The organism is Litorilituus sediminis (assembly GCF_004295665.1).
Taxonomy (GTDB): Bacteria; Pseudomonadota; Gammaproteobacteria; order Enterobacterales; family Alteromonadaceae; genus Colwellia; species Colwellia sediminis.
Map to the genome: position 1 here is coordinate 4,213,663 of NZ_CP034759.1, position 20,370 is coordinate 4,234,032.

General features: G+C 39.8%; 18 protein-coding genes. 15 read left to right on the forward strand and 3 right to left on the reverse strand.

The features are described 5' to 3' along the window. Positions 1-3 precede the first annotated feature (3 nt). The gene (locus EMK97_RS18665; RefSeq protein WP_130604268.1) at positions 4-1,608 is read right to left on the reverse strand and encodes an anthranilate synthase component 1; all 1,605 of its coding nucleotides are present in this window, start codon (positions 1,606-1,608) and stop codon (positions 4-6) included. 397 nt (positions 1,609-2,005) lie between these two features. On the opposite strand from EMK97_RS18665, the gene rnm reads away from it, so the two are divergent. The 8 genes from rnm to EMK97_RS18705 all read left to right on the forward strand — a co-directional run bounded on the left by rnm (position 2,006) and on the right by EMK97_RS18705 (position 8,875). After that, entirely contained in the window at positions 2,006-2,899 is an 894-nt protein-coding gene (gene rnm / locus EMK97_RS18670) for an RNase RNM (protein ID WP_130604269.1), read from the forward strand. A 58-nt stretch (positions 2,900-2,957) separates the two neighbouring features. Beyond that, positions 2,958-3,578 (forward strand): L-threonylcarbamoyladenylate synthase, encoded by a 621-nt coding sequence (locus EMK97_RS18675; protein ID WP_130604270.1) that lies wholly within the window; start codon positions 2,958-2,960, stop codon positions 3,576-3,578. 347 nt (positions 3,579-3,925) lie between these two features. Next, positions 3,926-4,732, forward strand: a complete 807-nt coding sequence (rluB, locus tag EMK97_RS18680) for a 23S rRNA pseudouridine(2605) synthase RluB (protein WP_246028961.1) — start codon at positions 3,926-3,928, stop codon at positions 4,730-4,732. Between the two features lie 23 nt (positions 4,733-4,755). Then, on the forward strand, positions 4,756-5,901 hold the full coding sequence (gene rnd, locus EMK97_RS18685) for a ribonuclease D (protein ID WP_130604272.1): 1,146 nt from the start codon (positions 4,756-4,758) through the stop codon (positions 5,899-5,901). Between the two features lie 116 nt (positions 5,902-6,017). Next, the gene (locus tag EMK97_RS18690; protein ID WP_130604273.1) at positions 6,018-6,308 is read left to right on the forward strand and encodes a YcgL domain-containing protein; all 291 of its coding nucleotides are present in this window, start codon (positions 6,018-6,020) and stop codon (positions 6,306-6,308) included. Position 6,309: 1 nt separating this feature from the next. Next, positions 6,310-7,368, forward strand: coding sequence for a lytic murein transglycosylase (locus EMK97_RS18695; RefSeq protein WP_130604274.1), 1,059 nt, complete (start codon positions 6,310-6,312; stop codon positions 7,366-7,368). 11 nt (positions 7,369-7,379) lie between these two features. Next, positions 7,380-7,913 carry a YcgN family cysteine cluster protein gene (locus tag EMK97_RS18700; protein ID WP_130604275.1) on the forward strand — a complete coding sequence of 178 codons (534 nt, stop codon included), beginning with the start codon at positions 7,380-7,382 and terminating at the stop codon, positions 7,911-7,913. A gap of 92 nt (positions 7,914-8,005) precedes the next feature. Next, positions 8,006-8,875 (forward strand): DMT family transporter, encoded by an 870-nt coding sequence (locus EMK97_RS18705; protein WP_130604276.1) that lies wholly within the window; start codon positions 8,006-8,008, stop codon positions 8,873-8,875. A 22-nt stretch (positions 8,876-8,897) separates the two neighbouring features. Here EMK97_RS18705 and EMK97_RS18710 read toward each other — a convergent pair whose 3' ends face one another. Beyond that, a complete protein-coding gene (locus EMK97_RS18710) occupies positions 8,898-10,004 on the reverse strand; it encodes an ABC transporter substrate-binding protein (RefSeq protein ID WP_130604277.1) in 1,107 nt (368 codons plus the stop codon). Positions 10,005-10,225: 221 nt separating this feature from the next. Between EMK97_RS18710 and EMK97_RS18715 the strand changes: the two genes are divergently transcribed. The 6 genes from EMK97_RS18715 (at position 10,226) to EMK97_RS18740 (ending at position 17,175) form a co-directional block, all read left to right on the forward strand. Then, complete coding sequence (locus EMK97_RS18715) at positions 10,226-11,800, forward strand: Re/Si-specific NAD(P)(+) transhydrogenase subunit alpha (RefSeq protein ID WP_130604278.1); 1,575 nt, start codon at positions 10,226-10,228, stop codon at positions 11,798-11,800. Positions 11,801-11,811: 11 nt separating this feature from the next. After that, positions 11,812-13,209 carry a Re/Si-specific NAD(P)(+) transhydrogenase subunit beta gene (pntB, locus tag EMK97_RS18720; RefSeq protein WP_130604279.1) on the forward strand — a complete coding sequence of 466 codons (1,398 nt, stop codon included), beginning with the start codon at positions 11,812-11,814 and terminating at the stop codon, positions 13,207-13,209. 181 nt (positions 13,210-13,390) lie between these two features. Continuing rightward, positions 13,391-13,765: a BlaI/MecI/CopY family transcriptional regulator gene (locus EMK97_RS18725; protein ID WP_130604280.1), complete on the forward strand. Its 375-nt coding sequence runs from the start codon at positions 13,391-13,393 to the stop codon at positions 13,763-13,765. Then, complete coding sequence (locus EMK97_RS18730) at positions 13,758-14,999, forward strand: TonB family protein (protein ID WP_130604281.1); 1,242 nt, start codon at positions 13,758-13,760, stop codon at positions 14,997-14,999. Before EMK97_RS18725 ends, EMK97_RS18730 begins: the two co-directional genes overlap by 8 nt. A gap of 134 nt (positions 15,000-15,133) precedes the next feature. Beyond that, positions 15,134-16,453, forward strand: coding sequence for a DEAD/DEAH box helicase (locus tag EMK97_RS18735; protein WP_130604282.1), 1,320 nt, complete (start codon positions 15,134-15,136; stop codon positions 16,451-16,453). A gap of 8 nt (positions 16,454-16,461) precedes the next feature. Further along, positions 16,462-17,175, forward strand: coding sequence for a hypothetical protein (locus EMK97_RS18740; RefSeq protein ID WP_130604283.1), 714 nt, complete (start codon positions 16,462-16,464; stop codon positions 17,173-17,175). Here EMK97_RS18740 and EMK97_RS18745 read toward each other — a convergent pair. Next, complete coding sequence (locus tag EMK97_RS18745) at positions 17,172-18,092, reverse strand: GGDEF domain-containing protein (RefSeq protein WP_130604284.1); 921 nt, start codon at positions 18,090-18,092, stop codon at positions 17,172-17,174. The two genes, EMK97_RS18740 and EMK97_RS18745, sit on opposite strands and share 4 nt — an antisense overlap. A gap of 308 nt (positions 18,093-18,400) precedes the next feature. Here EMK97_RS18745 and EMK97_RS18750 point away from each other — a divergent pair, with 308 nt between their 5' ends. Further along, a complete protein-coding gene (locus tag EMK97_RS18750; RefSeq protein ID WP_130604285.1) occupies positions 18,401-20,362 on the forward strand; it encodes a monovalent cation:proton antiporter family protein in 1,962 nt (653 codons plus the stop codon). Positions 20,363-20,370 lie beyond the last annotated feature (8 nt).

Consider the following 20,370-nt stretch of genomic DNA (forward strand, 5'->3'; position numbering starts at 1 on the left):
AACTTAGTGCTCCTTTGTACGAATTACGTTATTTGCTCGGCTAATGGCCGAAATGACAGCTTGCGCTTTTTGTCTGGTTTCGTTGGCTTCGCTTTGTGGGTCTGAGTCGTAAACCACACCGGCACCAGCTTGTACTTGGGCAATATTATCTTTAACAAAAGCCGAGCGGATAACAATACAGGTATCCATATCGCCATTACCTGTTAAATAGCCAACTGCGCCGCCATAACTACCACGACGTTTACCTTCAACTTCTCGAATTAATGAGGTTGCTTTTACCTTAGGTGCGCCAGATAAGGTGCCCATATTCATACAGGCTTGATATGCGTGTAGGGCATCAAGCTCAGGTAATAATGTGCCGCACACCCGTGAAACTAAGTGCATAACATGAGAGTAACGATCTACCTTTAATAGATCGGCAACAAAACGTGTGCCTGCTTGACTTACTCGAGCAATATCATTTCTTGCTAAATCAACCAGCATGATATGCTCAGCAGACTCTTTTTTATCTTGTCTTAATTCAAGTTCAATGCGGCTATCTAAATCGAGAGAAATATTACCGTGCTGGTCAAAGCCTCTCGGTCTTGTACCTGCAATAGGATATATCTCAACTTGACGGTTATGCTGTTGATATTTGATGGCTGATTCAGGTGAAGCGCCAAAAATGCAAAAGTCACTGTCTTGTAGGTAGAACATATAAGGGCTAGGGTTACTTAGCTTTAAGGCTTGATAAGCACTGATGCTATCTTGACATGGCAAGGTGAAGGTACGAGATGGTACCACTTGAAAAATATCACCTGCTCTGATGTTTTCTTTGAGCTTATTAACGATAGAGCAAAATGCGTCATCACTAAGATCGCTTGTTACCTCACTTTGCGCAGGTTGTTGCGCTTTAATGGCTGGCATAGGCGTAACTGGGCTTGCCAGTATTTGCTTTATCTCTTCTATTCGAGCATTTTGTTGTGTATCAATTGTGGCATTTTTATCTAGAGTAAAATGGTTGTTTATGATTTCTGTACTTTGCTGCTCATGATCGATTACCACTAAGTTTTCTGCTAAGTAATAAACAAAGTCTGGGCAAGTATTTTCACCCTCTTGAACGTCAGGCAGCGCTTCAGCCATAGACATCATATCAAAGGCAAAAGCACCACCAAGAAAAATGGCAAATGGATGCTGATTATGATTTTCAATACGTTTAAATAAACGTAAGCTTTCAAATGGATTGCTTGCCATTAAACGAGACATTTCATCAAGCTCTTGCTCTACTGCTGGAAATACTGCGGTGAGTGCTTTATCTGTTTCAGAAAAAGCTAACTTAGCTTTATCGGCTAATTGTGTTTGAACAAAGGCTAAGGCTTGTTCACCGCTTTTGGATAGCGCAGTAAAGCTTACTTGCTGACCACGACAAACAATTTTTACTGCGGCATCGGTAAGTAATAAGCTTTTTAATAGATGCTTTTTGTCTATTTCAGCAGACTCGAGTAACAGGGTGTTTTCTTTGTGCTGACATAATAGCTGATAAACGGCTAAAGGATCATTGTGATAAGGCGCTGTAATCGACTGAGTTAATACCGCCGTATTGTGCCCATTGTGTACATTTAAATTCATATTCATTCTACTTATTCAGTTGGTTTATAGGTGTTGTCATCCTGCATAGATAGGCAAAAGCCACCATAAAAACCACGTCTTTGTCTTGTTCATTGTGCCACCGTCTGTGTGTTGCTACTTTGCGCCATAGTAATGCTGGCGTATTGTATACAATTTTTTATGCTATTAAACGTAAAAAACCCGCTTAAGTTAGCGGGTTTTTGAAAAATTTCTGATTTTATCTGATTTTCAGATACAGCAAATATCACAACCCACTATGTAGAGTTATGCCACCACCAAATAAATGTCGTTGTAGTTACCGACTTTTTTAAAGAAAAGTCATTTGCTTGTATCATTATATTGCTCTAATCAGTAAACTTGTACCATTACAAGTTGTTCCCCTATAGAAGACAATATTATGGCGCTACTGTCAACCGTTGATTTTCCATTCGAGATAAAAAAAACAGATAGCTTTAGTCACGGCAGAATTGATTTGCATAGCCATACTCTTTGCTCTGACGGTAGTTTGTCACCACAAGCCTTGATTGATAGGGCATGGAACTATCAATTAGCGGCATTGGCCATTACCGATCATGACACTGTTACTGGTCTTGATATAGCCGAAACTTATATAGCAACGCAAAATGTTCCACTTACTTTAATTCACGGTATTGAAATTTCAACGGCCTGGCAGGGCTTTGAAATTCATATTGTTGGCTTAAATATAGATAAAACAAGCCCAGCTTTAACCGCGTTAGTTGCTAAGCAACAAGAGGCTAGAGAGCAACGCGCGTTAACTATGGGGGAAAAGTTAGAAAAATGCGGCTTTGCAGATATTTATCAAGACGCTAAACAACTGGCTGGAGAGGGGAGCATTACCCGTGCTCATTTTGCTCGGGTCTTATTACAGCAAGGTCATGTTAGTACCATGCAAAAGGCGTTTGATAAGTATATAGGTAAGGGCAAAAGGGCATTTGTAAAACCTAATTGGTGCACAATTGAAGAGGCTGTTAGCGTTATTCATCAAGCGGGTGGTAGTGCTGTGATGGCACACCCGATTCGCTATGACTTATCAGCTAAATGGTTAAGACGCTTAATTGTTCAATTTAAAGACACTGGTGGCGATGGCCTTGAAATCGTCTTACCACAAATGAATGCCCAGCAGCGACAAACAATGCTAAAATACTGTTTAGAATATAATTTGTACGCTTCATTAGGATCGGACTTTCATCGTCCAAACCGCTGGAGTGACTTAGGTAAAAATCTCACATTACCCGATGGCGTTAAACCTATTTGGGCTCAATGGCAGTAAATTACTGCTTAAGATGGTTAATTAAAACTTAATATTGTTGTAGCAAGGATAACTAGTTATGAGTCAGTTTTTTTACGTACATCCTGAAAATCCTCAAGGCCGTTTAATGAAACAAGCGGCAGCTATTTTAAATGAAGGTGGCGTGATTGTGTATCCAACCGATTCGGGTTATGCACTTGGCTGCCACTTAGGTGATAAAAAAGCCCTTGATCGTATTTGTCAAATTCGCGATATAACCAAAGAACATAACTTCACTTTGATGTGCCAAGATTTATCTCAACTATCTGAGTACACACGTGTTGATAATAGTGCTTTTCGTTTACTAAAAAATAATACCCCAGGTCCTTACACCTTTATTTTTAAAGGCAGTAAAGAAGTGCCAAAACGCTTATTAAATCCTAAGAAAAAAACCATAGGTATTCGTGTGCCCGATAATAACATTGCCCAAGCCTTGTTGGCTGAGCTTGCAGAGCCTATAATGTCTACCAGCTTAATTATGCCCGGCAAAGAGATGGCTGAGTATGATCCAGAAGAGATTCGAGATTTGTTAGAACACCAAGTAGATTTAATCATTAATGGCGGTCATTTAGGGGAACACCCAACCACAGTGATAGATTTCTCGAATGATGATATTGAAATAATTCGTGTCGGTGAAGGCGACCCATCACCGTTTCAGTAGCGCATGTAGCACAATGTAAGTTGTGTGCATCATTACGTTTAATTGAGTCAGAAGTAGCCTTTTAGGGAGGCGCTACTGACGGAGCAAAAACTATGTCTCAAGCAAAAGATTCACAAAAAAATACAGCCGCTAAAGGTAGGGCAGGTAAACCTGCTACTAAAGGCGAAAGTAAGCGCAATAGCCGAGAAAATTCAGCAAAAGCTAACAAAACTCACAGTAAAAAAGGCCGTGGCCAACAAAAGCTTGTTGAACAGCCGAAAAAAGTTAACTTTCAAAAAGCTACCCATACAGACTCTGAAAAGCTACAAAAAGTACTGGCCCGTGCTGGCAAAGGCTCGCGCCGTGAAATGGAAACTTACATTAGTGAGGGGCGTGTTAGCGTTAATGGTAAAGTTGCTTACTTAGGCGATCGTGTTGATGGCAGTGAGCAAATACGTATTGATGGACATCAAGTTAAGTTGACCGCACAAGGTGAAGATATTTGTCGTGTACTTATGTATAACAAGCCAGAAGGTGAGATGTGTACACGAAAAGATCCAGAAGGACGACCAACGGTATTTGACCGCCTACCACCACTTGAAACCGGGCGTTGGGTAGCCGTGGGCCGCCTAGATATTAATACCTCAGGTATGCTGTTATTTACCACGGATGGCGAGTTAGCTAACCGTTTAATGCATCCATCACAACGTGTTGAACGAGAATATGCGGTTCGAGTATTTGGTGAGATCACCGAAGCTAAACTGCAAACATTGCGTTCTGGGGTAAAATTAGAAGATGGCCCAGCTAAGTTTCAAAAAATTACCTATCGCGGCGGTGAAGGACGAAATCACTGGTTCCATGTCGTGCTGTCTGAAGGACGCAATAGAGAAGTTCGCCGCTTATGGGAAAGCCAAGAAATTCAAGTAAGCCGACTGATCCGCGTACGCTATGGTGATATGCAAATGCAGCGTCAACTACCTTTAGGTGGCTGGACAGAATTAGGCCTTAAAGAAGTGAATTACTATCGTAAATTAGTCAATTTAAAACCAGAAACGCAAAGTAAAGTGAGGGTTGATGAAAAGGCGATGGATAATGCTAAGAGCCGTAGAATCAGACGCTCAGTGAAAAAACACCAGCAACGCCATCAACAAAGCATGCGCCGTCGTCATAAGTAATCAGCCAAGTAAGTAGTAGATAAATGAGCTATCAGTACATTGATAATCAGCCAGCACTTGATGCCTTGTGCGAGCAATTAAGTAAAGCAAGTGTTATTGCCGTAGATACTGAGTTTGTAAGAACCCGAACCCTCTATGCAAAGCTTGGCCTGTTACAGGTATCTGATGGTCAGCAGCTCGCACTAATAGACCCGTTAGCTGTTGATGATTTATCTGGCTTTTGGCGCTTAATTACCGATGAGAATATTACAAAAGTGCTGCATGCCTGCTCTGAAGATTTAGAGATTTTTCAAATGGTTGGTCAGTGTAAACCCGCTAACTTAATTGATAGTCAAGTGATGATGTCATTTCTAGGGCATGGGCTCTCTATGGGCTATGCCGCTATGGTGAAACATTATTGCCAGGTTGAACTAGATAAGTCAGAATCTCGAACGGATTGGATGAAAAGGCCATTAACGGATAAGCAGTTAAGTTATGCGAGTGCCGATGTTAGCTACCTGATATCGCTTTACCCTAAGCTATTACAAGATATTAAAGACGCAGGCTATTGGGATTATGTTCAGCAAGAGTCGAATAACCTAGTTGAGAAAAAGTTTACTGATATTGACGAAGATAGCTTGTATCGACATATTAAAATGAGCTGGCGATTAAACCCAAAACAGCTAAATAGTCTAAAACACTTAGCTCGTTGGCGCTATCAACAGGCGAAGAAACGCGATTTACCCATAGGCTTTATTGCCAAAGATCACACCTTAATGGCTGTTGCTCAAGCAAACCCAAGCAGTATAAGTGCAATGCTAAACCTGACTGGGGTAGAGTTACTTGATGTGCGCCATAAAGGTAAAGCCATGTTAGCGGTTTTACGTCAAGCTGAAAAAGATGATATCAGCAGTTATCCGAAAAAAATTCAGCGCTTAGATGAACACCCAGGCTATAAACAAATCTTCAAAAAACTAAAAGCCTTTATGACAGCTATTAGTGAGCAAAGTGGTATTGCCGTTGAAAATTTAGCGTCAAAGAAACAGCTGAACCAATTTTTAACTTGGCATTTTAATATCAATGATGCTCAAGCGAGCTCGCTTCATGTTGATTTGCTTTCAGATTGGCGCTATCAATTGTTTGGTCAATCGTTACAAGACTTCGCTGCGCGAGGCTTTGCTGAACGTTAAATGACATAAGTTTATTTTTCGCCTTTATTTTAATTACAATAAATCGCTGAACATGACACTTTGCTCATGTTATATTGCACTCTGTTTATTATCATTTCTCACAATAGGTCTCCATTATGCTATGTGCCATTTATAAAAGTGCTAAAAAAGAACAAACATATCTGTTTATCAAAAAAAGAGATGATTTTTCCGATGTGCCTGAAGCGCTAATGACCACGTTTGGTACGCCTACTTTAGTCACCATTGTTAATTTAGCAACTAAGGATAAATTAGGCATGGCAGATATTAATAAAGTAAAAACTAGCTTAGATGAGCAAGGTTTTTATTTGCAATTGCCGCCACCAAAAGAAGATATGTTAAAGGCGCATAAAGCAGAAATGATGTCGAATAAAAAGCAAGGAGCTTAATATGTCAGTGAAGAAAACAGTTTATGCTACGTTATTAATTGCAGCCTTAGGTTTATCGGCAAATATTGCTTCATTTAGTGTTGAGGCAAAGAAAAAAGAACTCTCTCAAGAAGGCTTTGAACAGTATGTTGCGCAATTAAAAGTTGAAGCGCTTGAAAAAGGTTTTTCACAGGCCATGGTAGATTCAAGTTTTGCCAAAGTTAAATTTCATCAACGTGCGGTTAAGGCCGATAGAAGTCAACCGGAAAAGGTTGAAACGTTAGATACCTACTTGCCGAAACGCGTACCTAAATGGAAGGTGGATAAAGCAAGAGCCCTGTATAAAGAACATCAAGTTCTATTGACTGATGTCGGTGAAAAGTACAACGTGCAACCTAGGTTTATCGTTGCTTTATGGGGCTTGGAAACTAACTTTGGTAAAATAATGGGTAACTATAATGTTATTTCTGCCTTATCAACGCTAGCTTATGAAGGACGCCGAGAAGCCTTTTTTAAAAAGCAGTTATTTGCGGCCTTAACTATTCTTGAAGAAGGGCATATTGATATTGAAAATATGAAAGGCTCTTGGGCTGGCGCTATGGGGCAAAATCAATTTATGCCCACTTCATTTTTAGCCTATGCAGTTGATGGCGATGGTGATGGCAAAAAAGATATTTGGCAAAACCAAGCGGATGTTTTTGCTTCCATGGCAAACTACTTACAAAAAGAAGGCTGGAGCGATGAGTTAACTTGGGGTCGACAAGTTAAGCTGCCAGAAGGTTTTGATACCTCTTTAGCTATACCTAAAAATACAGGTAGCAGAAAAAATTGGTTAAAAGCTTGGTCACAAACAGAGAAAACTTTAGCCGAGTGGCAAGCACTTGGGGTTCGTCGAGTTGATGGCACCAATTTACCTAACGTAGATATTAAAGCTGCTTTGGTGTTTCCAGATGATGAAAACGGCCGTGTTTACTTAGCCTATGATAATTATAAGAGTTTAATGCATTGGAATTTGTCCTATTACTTTGTTAGCTCTGTTGGTCATTTATCTGATCGCATTAAGTTTCCACCCGTTAAATAATTAAAGAATTTATGAGAAAGAAGAGCCGTAGTAAAAAAGTAGAAGTTGTTCCGTTTTGGCAAACGAAATCTTTGGCAGAAATGACCAGAGATGAGTGGGAGTCATTATGTGACGGCTGTGCTAAGTGCTGTTTGCATACCTTTATCAATGATGATGAAACAGAAAGTGATGTTGACCTTTTACCAACAGATCATATTAAGCAAGGTGAGCAGCTCTACTACTCGAATATTTCCTGTTATTTACTTAATGAAAAAACTTGTCAGTGTACTAAGTATCAACAGCGAACAACCTTAGTGCCAGATTGTGTGCGACTAACACAAGATAATATTGATGGGGTGTTCTTTATGCCGCCTAGTTGTACTTATCGCAGGTTGCAAGAAGGGCGAGGTATGCCTTCTTGGCACCCGTTATTAAACAAAGGCAAAAAAACAGCAATGCATAATGCAGGTATGTCAGTTCGCGGAAAAATTGTTAAAGATGATGAGGTTGGCGTAGAGCAATTTGAAGATCATATTGTTACTTGGCCGCTTAATGATCTTGATTAACCGCGTGTTAGTTCTATATATCTCATAACGAATTGTATTTTGCAGCCAATCATTACTTGGTTACAATTTAACAAAAACTAGAAGTTCCTTTCATGAAAGCTCACCAACAAAGCTTGTTATATCTCCACAGTGCCGTATTACTTTTTGGCGGCACCGCGCTATTTTCTAAACTTATTTCTCTACCTGCATTAGATATTACGGTTTATAGAACCGCGGTTGCTGCAATGGCATTACTGGTATTGTTGACAATGCAAAGAAAAAAAATCTTATTATCTAGTGCTAAAGATTACGCTATTGCTGCGTTATTAGGGGCGGTTGTTGGTATTCATTGGGTTACTTATTTTGCCGGAATGCAAATGGCTGGTGTAACCATAGGTATTATTGCTTTTTTTTCCTACCCGGTGATCACAGTCTTTATTGAGCCTCTGTTTAATAAAACCAGACCTAAAGGTAAAGATATTGTCACTGCTCTGGTTGTTATGCTGGGTATTTATTTACTTATTCCAGAAATAAGTTTAGGTAATCAAGTGACTATGGGAATAGTGACAGGAGTGATATCGGCAGTATTTTTTGCGGTGAGAAATATACTGCATAAGAATTACTTTTCTCACTATTCTGGCCCGCATACCATGCTTTATCAAACTTTAGTCGCTTTTGTTATGTTATGCCTTTTTGTTGAAGTACCCCCTGGGCAGGTTTCTGTTGATAATTGGTTGTTATTACTACTTGTTGGTGTGGTATTTACTGCTACACCTCATGCGTTATTTGCTTCTTGTTTACGTCATTTATCTGCAACAACGGCGGGATTAATTTCATGTTTGCAGCCACTTTATGGCAGTGTATTAGCTTATTTTCTTTTACAAGAGAGAGTGAATTTACTGACGATTATTGGTGGTATTTTAGTGATAAGTGCAGCAGTGTTTGAAACTTGGTCTGTAAGTAAGGCTAATCGCACTAAATAGCTTACTAATGTACTTAGACTTGTTAGTTCACGGCATCACTTAATGATAAGTACACTTGCTGTGAGCCTTGGTGGTTATTAGCTGAAAACTGAATAGGCATAGTCAGGTTTGATAGAGAAAATTGCTCCAGTTGCGCTATTAAGCATTCTCGGTTTAGCTCTATAGCACACTGCTTGGCAGCTTGTGCAAAAACCAGCGCATTTAAATAGCCTTCAAACTGTATTCTATTGAGTTCATTATGACCTGCGCTTTTCATATCAGCGCGAAACTGCTTGCATACCTGCCATTGACAGCTATCAGGGTTAGGAACAACTTCTGTGATTAATATTTTACTTGGCTGACTAAGCTCAGAGAATACTTCTTTGCTGGCAATAAAAGAAAGGCTGGAATAGTAAGGGTTAAAACCTTTCGCAAAGCCTTGATTTATTAAAGAAGTAAAAGGTTGATAAGTTCCAACAAAGATAACCGCATCAACAGGCTGCTGTAATAACTTAACTAGTACTTTATCTATGTCATTACTATTACGTTGAAAGCGAGCAACAACGACAGGGTTAAGGTTATAGCTAGATAAAGATTGGGTGAATACTGCTTCAGCAGCTAAACCAAATTCATCCGCTTGAATGACTAAGGCTATATTTTTAAAGTGTTGCTTTTCTACAAGGTAGTTTACTTGAACCTGAGCCTCTTGTGCGTAACTTGCCCTTAAATTAAAAATATTTTTTTGTGTTGGCGTTCTAAGAAATTTTGCCCCAGTAAACGGCATTAAGTATGGGATTTGCTTGTATTTAATGATAGACATCACTGCATGTGAGGTTGGTGTGCCAACATAACCAAATAAGGCAAATACCTGTTTGGCAATTAATTGATGAGTATTTGCAACCGTGTGGATAGGCTCATAAGCATCATCTAAGCTTATGAGTTCAACTTCTCTGCCGTGAATGCCACCTGTTTTATTTAGCTTATGAAAATAGGCTAGAGAGCCTTTTTTTAATTCTAAGCCTAACTTTGCAGCAGGACCCGTTAGCGCGTTAGACATACCCAGCTTAATTTTTTTTGCGCTGACCCCTTGCTCAGCAATGCAGTCTGCTACGTAGAAAATTAATACCAGTAAAACAGCAAGCTTAAGCAAATGAATACTCCGTTTGTGTTGCTAAAATTGTCAACTACTCCATAGTTAATTCTATCTGTCATCACAGTTTGGGCAAGTAAAAACGCAAATACCAGCTTAACCTGTTTAAAAATAGTACATTAAATGGTAAAACAATAAGCAGTTGTGTTGTTTTAATTAAAAGTAACTGACTGATTACACATCAAGTTTTACGTGCTTAGTCGTTTAATTAAGGATGGTTTATGGAAATAGCAATCGTTAAAGAGTCTCAATCGGGAGAGAATAGAGTTGCGGGCTCGCCAAAATCGATACAAGGTTTAATCAAGCTTGGCTTTACTGTTTGTGTACAAAAAACGGCGGGTAATAAAGCCAGTTTCAAAGATCAAGATTATCTAGATGCGGGCGCTTTATTGGCTACCAAAAAGGCTGCATGGCAAGCGGATATAGTGTTTAAAGTTAATCCGCCAACCTTATCTGAAGTTGAGCAAATGAAAGACGGCGCTTATTTAATTAGCTTTTTAGCGCCTGCGCAATCGAATGAGCTTATCGCTGCGCTACAAGCAAAATCAATCACTAGCCTTGCCATGGAAATGGTGCCTCGAATGACCCGCTCACAACCTATGGATGCGTTGAGCTCTATGGCAAATATTGCCGGTTATCGCGCCGTTATTGAAGCATCTCATCATTTTGGTCGCTTTTTTACTGGTCAAATTACAGCGGCAGGGAAAATGCCGCCAGCTAAGGTGATGATTATTGGCGCTGGCGTTGCAGGCCTTGCCGCTATAGGTACGGCAGGAAGTTTAGGCGCAATAGTTAGAGCATTTGATACCCGCCCAGAAGTAAAAGAGCAAATTGAGAGTATGGGAGCTGAGTTTCTAGCGCTAGATTATCAAGAGAGTGAAGATACTGGTAGCGGTGATGGCTATGCAAAAGAAATGAGTAAAGCCTTTATTGAGGCTGAAATGGCGCTGTTTTCACAACAGGCAAAAGAAGTCGATATTATTATTACCACCGCCATGATACCGGGAAAACCAGCGCCAAAATTAATCACTGCCGAGATGGTGGCTTCAATGAAACCTGGCAGTGTTATTGTTGATTTAGCTGCGGCTGGCGGAGGCAACTGTGAGCTTACCCAGCCAGGTAAAGTTGTTAATTGTGAAGGCGTGAAAATTATTGGTTATACCGATTTGGTTTCACGTTTAGCTAGTCAGTCTTCCGAGTTATACGCTAATAATTTGCTTAACCTTGCTAAGTTATTGTGTAAAGAAAAAGATGGGCAGATAGCGATTGATTTTGATGATGTCATTATTCGCAATATGACTGTCGTAAAAGGTAGTGACATTACATTTCCACCGCCGCCTATTCAAGTAAGCGCTGCCCCAACTAACCCTGCAAAGCAAAAGCCTGAAAAAGTAACATCAGAACAGGTAATGCCAGAAAAAGCCATGCCAGAAAAAAGCAAAAATATCAGCAGCTTTAGTTTTGCTAAGTCTTTAGCTATCGCTGTGGCCCTGTTATTTTATATTTGGCTACTAGATAAAGCTCCTGCAGATTTTTTAACGCACTTTAGTGTTTTTGTTTTAGCCTGTGTTATTGGCTATTACGTTGTTTGGAATGTCTCACACTCGCTACATACGCCGTTAATGAGTGTGACTAACGCCATATCAGGCATCATTATTGTCGGAGCCTTGCTGCAAGTCAGCTCTGATAATTGGTTAGTACAAGTGTTGGCGACATTTGCTACCTTAATCGCAACCATTAACATAGTTGGCGGCTTTAAGGTAACAAGCCGTATGTTAAAAATGTTTAGAAAATAAGGAAGGGGCTTATGACATTATCTGTAAATATAATAAACGGCTTCTATCTTATTGCCGCCTTGTTATTTATTTTTAGTTTATCTGGTTTGAGTAAGCAAGAGTCTGCTCAGCGAGGTAACTTGTTTGGCATGATTGGCATGGGCATAGCGTTACTGGCAACATTAGCTGACCCAAGAGTGTCAACGGTATGGCTTATCTTAGTTGCTATGGCCATCGGGGCTGTTATTGGCTTACGCTTAGCGAATAAAGTAGAAATGACACAAATGCCAGAGCTTGTCGCTATATTGCATAGCTTTGTTGGGCTTGCCGCCGTACTTGTTGGTTACAATAGTTTTTTAACGAGTGAGCATGCCTTAGTCATAACCACAGCACAGCAGACTGCTTTTACCATTCATCTTATTGAAGTATTTCTTGGGGTATTTATTGGCGCGGTAACCTTTACTGGTTCAGTGGTTGCCTTTGCCAAGCTTCGCGGTCTTATTAGCTCAAGTGCCCTTATGTTACCGCATCGTCATAAGATGAATTTAGCCGCTGGTGTTGTTTCATTAATATTGTTACTGATATTTGTGCAAAGTGATGGTGCTATGATGGCACTCTTGTTGATGACAATAATTGCCTTAGCCTTTGGTTGGCATTTAGTTGCCTCAATAGGTGGAGCTGATATGCCTGTAGTGGTATCAATGCTTAATTCTTATTCTGGTTGGGCGGCATCAGCAGCTGGCTTTATGCTTAATAATAACTTACTTATTATTACCGGGGCTTTGGTTGGTTCGTCAGGGGCAATTCTGTCTTACATTATGTGTAAAGCAATGAACCGCTCATTTATCAGTGTTATAGCGGGTGGCTTTGGTACTGATGTTGTTGTTGATGAAAATGCTGATTATGGTGACCATAGAGAAGTTAATGCTGAATCTGTTGCGGAACTATTACGTGAGGCAAAATCAGTGATTATCACGCCTGGTTATGGCATGGCGGTAGCGCAAGCTCAATATCCTGTATATGAATTGAGTCAGCAGCTAATAGAGCGTGGCATAAGGGTTAGGTTTGCCATTCACCCTGTGGCAGGCCGTTTACCCGGGCACATGAATGTACTTCTTGCTGAGGCTAAGGTGCCTTATGACATTGTTTTCGGCATGGATGAAATAAACGAGGATTTTGCTGAAACTGATGTAGTACTTGTTATTGGCGCCAATGATACAGTAAACCCTGCAGCAGCTGAAGATCCATCAAGTCCAATAGCTGGTATGCCAGTACTTGAGGTTTGGCAAGCCAAAGAGGTTGTTGTGTTTAAACGTTCAATGAATACGGGTTATGCTGGCGTACAAAACCCACTTTTTTATAAAGAAAATACTCAGATGTTGTTTGGTGATGCCAAAGAGAGCACTGAGCAAATATTTAGAGCGCTTTAGGTTTCATCCCTTATTTGATGCTCTGTAACTAAGTTGCAGGGCATTATTTTTACTTATTCAATTATTAAAAAATAATTATTGTCTTGACTTTAAGTATTACAGGTGTAATTCTTTGTTTTATGATTACATTTGTAATACTATGCTTATTTATAACAAGAATTAGCAAAAGTAGGTGAGATAGATGGTCGAAATTAGTAATGCTGAGTTTGAAGTACTTGATGCGTTGTGGCAAAGCTATCCAGCAAGTGCCAGCGATATTATTGAGAGGTTAAATAGAAAAAAAAGCTGGCATGATAAAACGGTAAAAACCTTGTTGAATCGTTTAGTTAAGAAAGAAGCAATTAGCTTTGAAAAAGAACAACGACGATACCTCTATTCGCCACTACTAGAGCGAGATACATACACGCAAAAAGAAAGCATAAGCTTAGTAGAGCGTTTATTTAGTGGCAAAATTTCACCTTTAGTAGCGGGCTTTGCCAAACATAATGAATTAAAAAAAGAAGATATTGCCCAGTTGAAAGATATCATTTCAAAGTGGGAGCAAGAGCATGATTGAGTTAATTATTGAGTTAATTTATCCGTTAACTATTGTGCTTTCATTGCTGCTGTTTGGTCATTCTGCACTTTTGACTAAGCTTGGCGCAAGGCAAACGTATTATTTTTGGTTAATCGTACCATTGGCATTATTAGTTTATAGCTGCAAACTGAGTTTTTTTAGTACCTCAGCTCAAGATGAACAGTTAATCACTACCTATCTGGTTGCCCCTAAACAAGTATTACAACAAGGCGTAGCACTTGATTGGCTTATGCTAATCTGGCTTGCTGGCTCATTAATGATTGTTGGCCATGGGTTATTAAGTTATTGGTGCTTTCAGCAAAATTTACAATGTAGCCAAGTAAAAGAGCAGGTGCAGGTAAAACTACCTAACTCGCTTGCACTTTATCAAAGCTCTCATGCCCATAGCCCTATGCTTATTGGTCTATTTAAACAAAAGTTACTGATCCCAGAAGACTTCAAGGTATTGTATAACCAAGAGCAGCAAACCCTTATTTTAGAGCACGAAATTTGTCATTTTGATCGCAATGACATCTACTGGAATCTTCTCGCCTATAGTTTTATAGCGCTGTTTTGGTTCCACCCTTTGGTTTGGTTAGCGTATTTTCGCTTTAGACGAGACCAAGAAATTTCCTGTGATCAAACTGTTTTAGCGCGCAAACAAACAGAAAGCAGGATTAACTATGGCAAAGCATTGTTAGTGGCGGCTGAGACGTCACCACCACTAGCGTTTGCTCAATTATCCTTTAAAAAATACGGAGCTAAAAATATTATGTTTGAACGCATAAAACATATAAAAACGAACAAGAGCTATAATGGCTTTAGCTTGGCTGTTGTTAGCTTGTTATCGGTTTCTTTATTAACCAGTATCAGTTATGCCGGTAATTTATCCGCTGAGCAAAAGGTACACGCTAATAAAAAAGTAGCATTACAACCTGTTATCAGAATCGAACCTAAATACCCAACAGAAGCTGCTGAGCAAGGGGTAGAAGGCTCAGTTGTCTTGAAATATAACGTAGATAAAAGCGGCAAGGTTACTGATGTTATGGTATTAAAGTCAGTACCAGAAAAGGTTTTTGATGACTCTGCCAAAATTGCTTTACGTCAATGGCAGTATGACTCAGGCGGTGTCTTTCATAAGGACTTATTGGTTCAGCTTGATTTTGTTATGAGTGAAGATTCAGTCCTTGCCAGTCGAGATCTATTAGAGAAAATTAAGGTCTCTAATCACTAGTTAACTCAATTGAATACTAGAAAGCATCAAGGCTTAGCCATGCTAAGTTTGATGCTTTAATTTATTAGTCTGCAATTTGTCAGCAATTGGTTTATAATCCGCACCCTAAAATTTATCGGGGGTGAGGAAAGGTTATGAGTGTAGATGCAATAGGTTTATCGGCTGAATTATTAAAGGCGGTTAAAGCGTGTGGCTATAAAAATCTTACGCCTATCCAACAACAAGCAATCCCTGTAATCAAACAAGGTCATGACTTACTCGCCAGTGCCCAAACTGGTACAGGTAAGACGGCTGCTTTCTCTCTCCCGCTTTTAGATAAAATTGCCGGCAAAAAGAAAGCTGGTCAAGAAGGCCATACCTTGCAAGCGTTAATCTTAACGCCAACGCGAGAGCTTGCTATTCAAGTTGCTGATAATATTAGCCAATATAGTCAACACTTACCTATTCGAAGTGCTGCGGTTTATGGCGGCGGCAAAATGGCAGCGCAAGAAAACAAGTTAAAGCAAGGGCTGGATGTTTTAGTTGCTACACCTGGACGTTTGTTAGAGCATTTGGCTTTACGAAATGTCGATCTTTCTCAAGTGAAATATCTGGTATTAGATGAAGCGGATCGTATGCTTGATATGGGCTTTTTAGCTGACATAGAAAAGCTCATGGTGAATATTAAACATCAGCATCAGACCTTGATGTTCTCAGCGACTTTTTCTGAGCGTGTTAAATCACTGGCAAATACTTTATTACGCACGCCGAAAACAATTAGCGTCGCCAAGCAAAACACCACCTCGGGTAAAGTGAAGCAGGCGGTGTATTGGGTTAGTGAAGCAAGAAAGCGAGAGTTATTATCTGAGCTAATTGGTGTTAATAACTGGCAGCAAGTGTTGGTATTTGCCGGTACTAAGGAAAGCGCCAATATTTTAGCGAAAGAGCTAAAATTAGACGGTATTAAAGCGGCTTTATGTCATGGTGATAAAACACAAGGTGCTAGAAATAAAGCATTAGAGCAGTTTGTTTCTGGACAGGTACGTGTTCTTGTTGCGACAGATGTTGCTGCGCGTGGCCTAGATATTGATAACCTTCCTTATGTTGTTAATTTTCATTTGCCGTTTTTAGCGGAAGATTACGTTCATCGTGTTGGTCGTACTGGTAGAGCAGGTAAGTCTGGTGTTGCGATTTCGTTAGTAAGCCCTAAAGATGAAAAATTCTTAGAGAATATTGAGCAATTAGTAGGTCGAAAGTTTGAGCGTATTATCGTTCCGGGTTATGAATTTACTCGTAATGAGCATGAAGAATATCAGCAACAAGCAGTTAAATGCGCCAGTAAGAATCGTTATCGAGCTACACAAGAAAAAAATCAAGCGATAGCTAAAAAGCAAGCCAAGAAGAAGGCTGTGCAAAAAAATAAAACCGCTAGAGCGAATGCTAAATACAACAATAAAATTAAGAAGAAGCGTTAAATAAAACTATGTCAGCAGCTAGCCCAGAGGTTAAAGCGGTAGAAGTACCGTTTGAGTTTCGCCATAGTTGCTGGTTTTGTGGTGAGCCTTATGCCACATACTTTACTTTCCCGCCTGCTCAGTCATCAAGGTATGAGCTTGATCGTCATATAGTGTTGGACTGTCCTCATCCAACATTGGCAATTCAAACATGTAATGAATGCTGTGCTATTGCTAGTAAAGCCAGGTGTGCTTCTATTTTTCAAGTGAAGCAGTTTGTTAAGGGCGCTTTAATTAAGCAATATCGTAAAGATTTGGCAATAGGGATAAACTGGACACCACAAAGCTTAGCTGAGAGTGAATTTGAACACGGAAATTTTGCCGGGTTTCAACGTAGTGCTTGGTTTATGTATGAAGTGGCAAAGGCAAGGGTTAATTATCAAGCTTGGCCCATTATAGTAGATGGCATTCAGATTCAAGATACTGAAATACATACTGAGTTTTTATTTGATGATGTTTATTACCCCAGTATTAGTGATGCTGTTAAGCATTACGCCAAAACGTTTGCTTTGGATGAGCATTATTTTTCTGCAGTGCTACAGCATATGTGGCAAGTAACTGGCGGTATCAATTTAGCGGATGTCTCATCTAGCACCTTTGCCAAAGCGGTAAGGTTTTGCCGCCTGTTAGTAGGCTCTACTCCCGATGAACGAAAAAGAGCCTTTAAAGCATTAACCCGTTAAACTACAGTGAGCTTTTGACTCATATTCATTTTTTTACGGTATAACGACTGATCTGCTCGAGCAAATAAACTTTGCTCTGTATCAGCTCGACTCATAAAGGTCGCGCCTAAGCTACAGGTTAATTTATATTTGCTTAGCAGTGGGTTATCTGTGAGTGTTTGCTTGATTCTACTTTCAATAATGGCCAAGGCATTGTCATCAGCATTTTCAATGATAATAGCAAACTCATCGCCGCCAAAACGGAATAGACTGTCAGAATCACGCACGCTCGCTTTAAGGACATTAGCAAACTCAGTCAGTACTTTGTCACCAGTTGGGTGGCCAAAGGTATCGTTAATTGCTTTAAATTTATTAAGATCGCCAAGTACTAAGCCAACCATACTATGGTGTCTATTAGCATGATGCATGGCACGTTTTAGCTGTTCGTCAAAATATCGTCTATTACCTAAACCTGTTAAGGCATCTTGCATGGCAAGTTGCATGGCTTGATGATAAGCAATGGCATTTTTTAACGGGTAAAGTAAGCACTGATGCAATTGCTCTAGCACATTGAAGTTAGTCATACTTATTGGTGAGTTAACCCCATAAGTCAGTGTGCCGAGAAACTCTTGGTTAACTTTTAATTCAAACTGACGTTCTTGCTTGGCTTTTCTGCTACCTTTAAGGGTTTTACACAGGGTAGGACTCTTAAAGTATAGCCCGGCAAAGTCGAGGTATTTAGTGACTTCAATGGCAAAAATCTCTAACAGCTCATCTATATCTAGCGTTGTTTGTAATCGCTCTAATACAGATAAAGTATATCGCTTGTTTATGACTTTATTACGATAGTAATTATCTTCAGTCAGTGATTCTGCGCTTAGTGTTGTTAGTGTATTAAATCGAGAAAACTTATTATCAAGAATATTCAATGTTTGCATGCTAAAACCTCATATTACATCCGTGTTTAGCCTGTTTACTGTTCTGTCTGTTATTTATGTAAGCAAGTAGCATGCCTATTGTTAAAGGTCATTTTTTTGGCTGAGACTTATATATCGCATAACAGAATGCTCTGTTTAACTAATTGATAAATCGTTTTTTTGTTGCCAATATTAATACATACTAGGTAAACTGTTTTTTAAGTCACTTTATTGACATTGCTTGCTAGGGGTATTTGAGCGGGTAAATGGCAATTTATTGCCAGCTAAATTAAGCAACATATAAATTTCATACGAATAAAGGATAGTGTGTGCATTTAGAGATTCTTGCAATTTTAACCAGCGCAGTCGTGGTTGTTTGGCTATTTCGCCGCTTGAAATTACCAGCAATATTAGCCTATCTCGTTGCAGGTATGCTCGTAGGCCAACATGGTTTAGATTTGGCGAATGAGCAAGTAGATTATGATCACTTTGCTGAGCTAGGTATAGTCTTTTTACTGTTTACTTTAGGCCTAGAGTTTTCATTGCCGCGGTTAATGTCTATGCGGCATTTAGTGCTATCGGTAGGTAGTCTGCAAGTTGGTATATCACTGTTAATTTTTATGATTGCTGCCATGTTTTTTGGCTTAAGCTATAGTGCTGCTTTTGTTGTCGGTAGCATTTTGGCGCTGTCATCTACAGCTATTGTTATTCGCCAGTTAAGTGAATCGGGGGCAATGAAACGAAAGTCTGGTCAGCTCTCAGTTGCTGTGCTGTTATTTCAAGATGTTGCTGTTGTTCCGTTACTGATTATTATTCCAATGCTGGCACAGGATAGCGAAAGCTCTATGATGCTAGCGCTATTATTGGCGATGGTAAAAGGCGTTGTCGTTGTTGTTTTACTATTGTTTATTGGCAAATGGCTATTACCGCGAATCTTTAATGTTATTGCTCAAGTGAGAACGGATGAGCTGTTCGTGTTAACAACCTTACTGGTTACGCTTCTGGCTTCAGCTTTAACCCAATGGTTTGGCTTGTCTATGGCGCTTGGGGCGTTCTTAGCCGGTATGATGTTAGGTGAAAGTGAATATAAATATCAGCTAGAAGCGGATATTAGGCCTTATCGTGATATTTTACTCGGTTTATTCTTTATTACTGTGGGTATGAAGCTGGATGTCAGTTTATTGCTGTCGTCGCCGCTGAGCTTGCTTATGCTTATGGTCAGCTTTATGGTCATTAAAGTTGTTATTATTAAAATACTAGCGGTCAAGGCGGGCGAGTCAAATAAAGATGCTTGGGCATCGGGGCTGATGCTAGCACAAATGGGCGAGTTTGGTTTTGTGCTAATTGCGCTTGCTAATCAAAGTCAGTTATTACCACTTGATGTCACTTCAATGTTACTTGGCGCGGGGGTTGTTAGTATGGCAATCACACCTTATATGATAGAACATGCTCGTTCTTGGTCACTTTTCTTAAGCCAAGAAAAAGTTGATGATCACCATGATTTAGAGCAATTGCCTGAAAATATTAAACTGCAAGATCATGTCATTATTTGTGGTTTTGGTCGAATAGGGCAAACGGTTAGCCGCTTTTTAAAACAAGAAGGCATTGAGTTTGTTGCTATTGATATTGATCCTCTACGTACGCGAAAAGCACGTGATGCTGGCGAGCGGGTTTTATTTGGCTCTTCCAGAAAAACAGAAATACTTAACGCAGCATTTTTAAGTAAAGCCAAACTGGTGGTCATCGCTTTTGGCGAAGATAAGCAATCAATTGAAGTGATTCAAAAAGTAAGAAGTATGCAGGCTGATGTGCCGATTTTAGTTAGAACACGAAATGATGATCAATTGAATGTATTGCAGCAAGCTGGTGCTAATGAAGTGGTACCTGAAAGCTTAGAAGGCAGCTTAATGTTGGTATCGCAAGTTTTATCACTTAGCGGTGTGCCGTTTTCTCGTATTATGCGCCGAGTGCAGAAAGAGCGAAAAAACCATTACAATCATTTGCATGGCTTTTTCCAAGGGGAAGATACTGAGTTAAGCCCGTCATCAATTGACCGCATTGAGTTTGCCCATGCTATTTTAATTTCAACTGATTCTTATTGTTGCGGTAAAACCATTGCCTCACTTAATTTATCGAGTCGACGCGTGTACGTGTTTGCCTTAAAACGTAACGGCATTGAAACAGAAGAGCCGGAGCCAAATACTGTGCTATCTGCAGGTGATACCCTTATTCTTCGTGGTAAGCCAAGACGCATTGAGCGAGCTGAGCGCTTTCTTCAGGAAGGTAGTTAGTTGTAAGC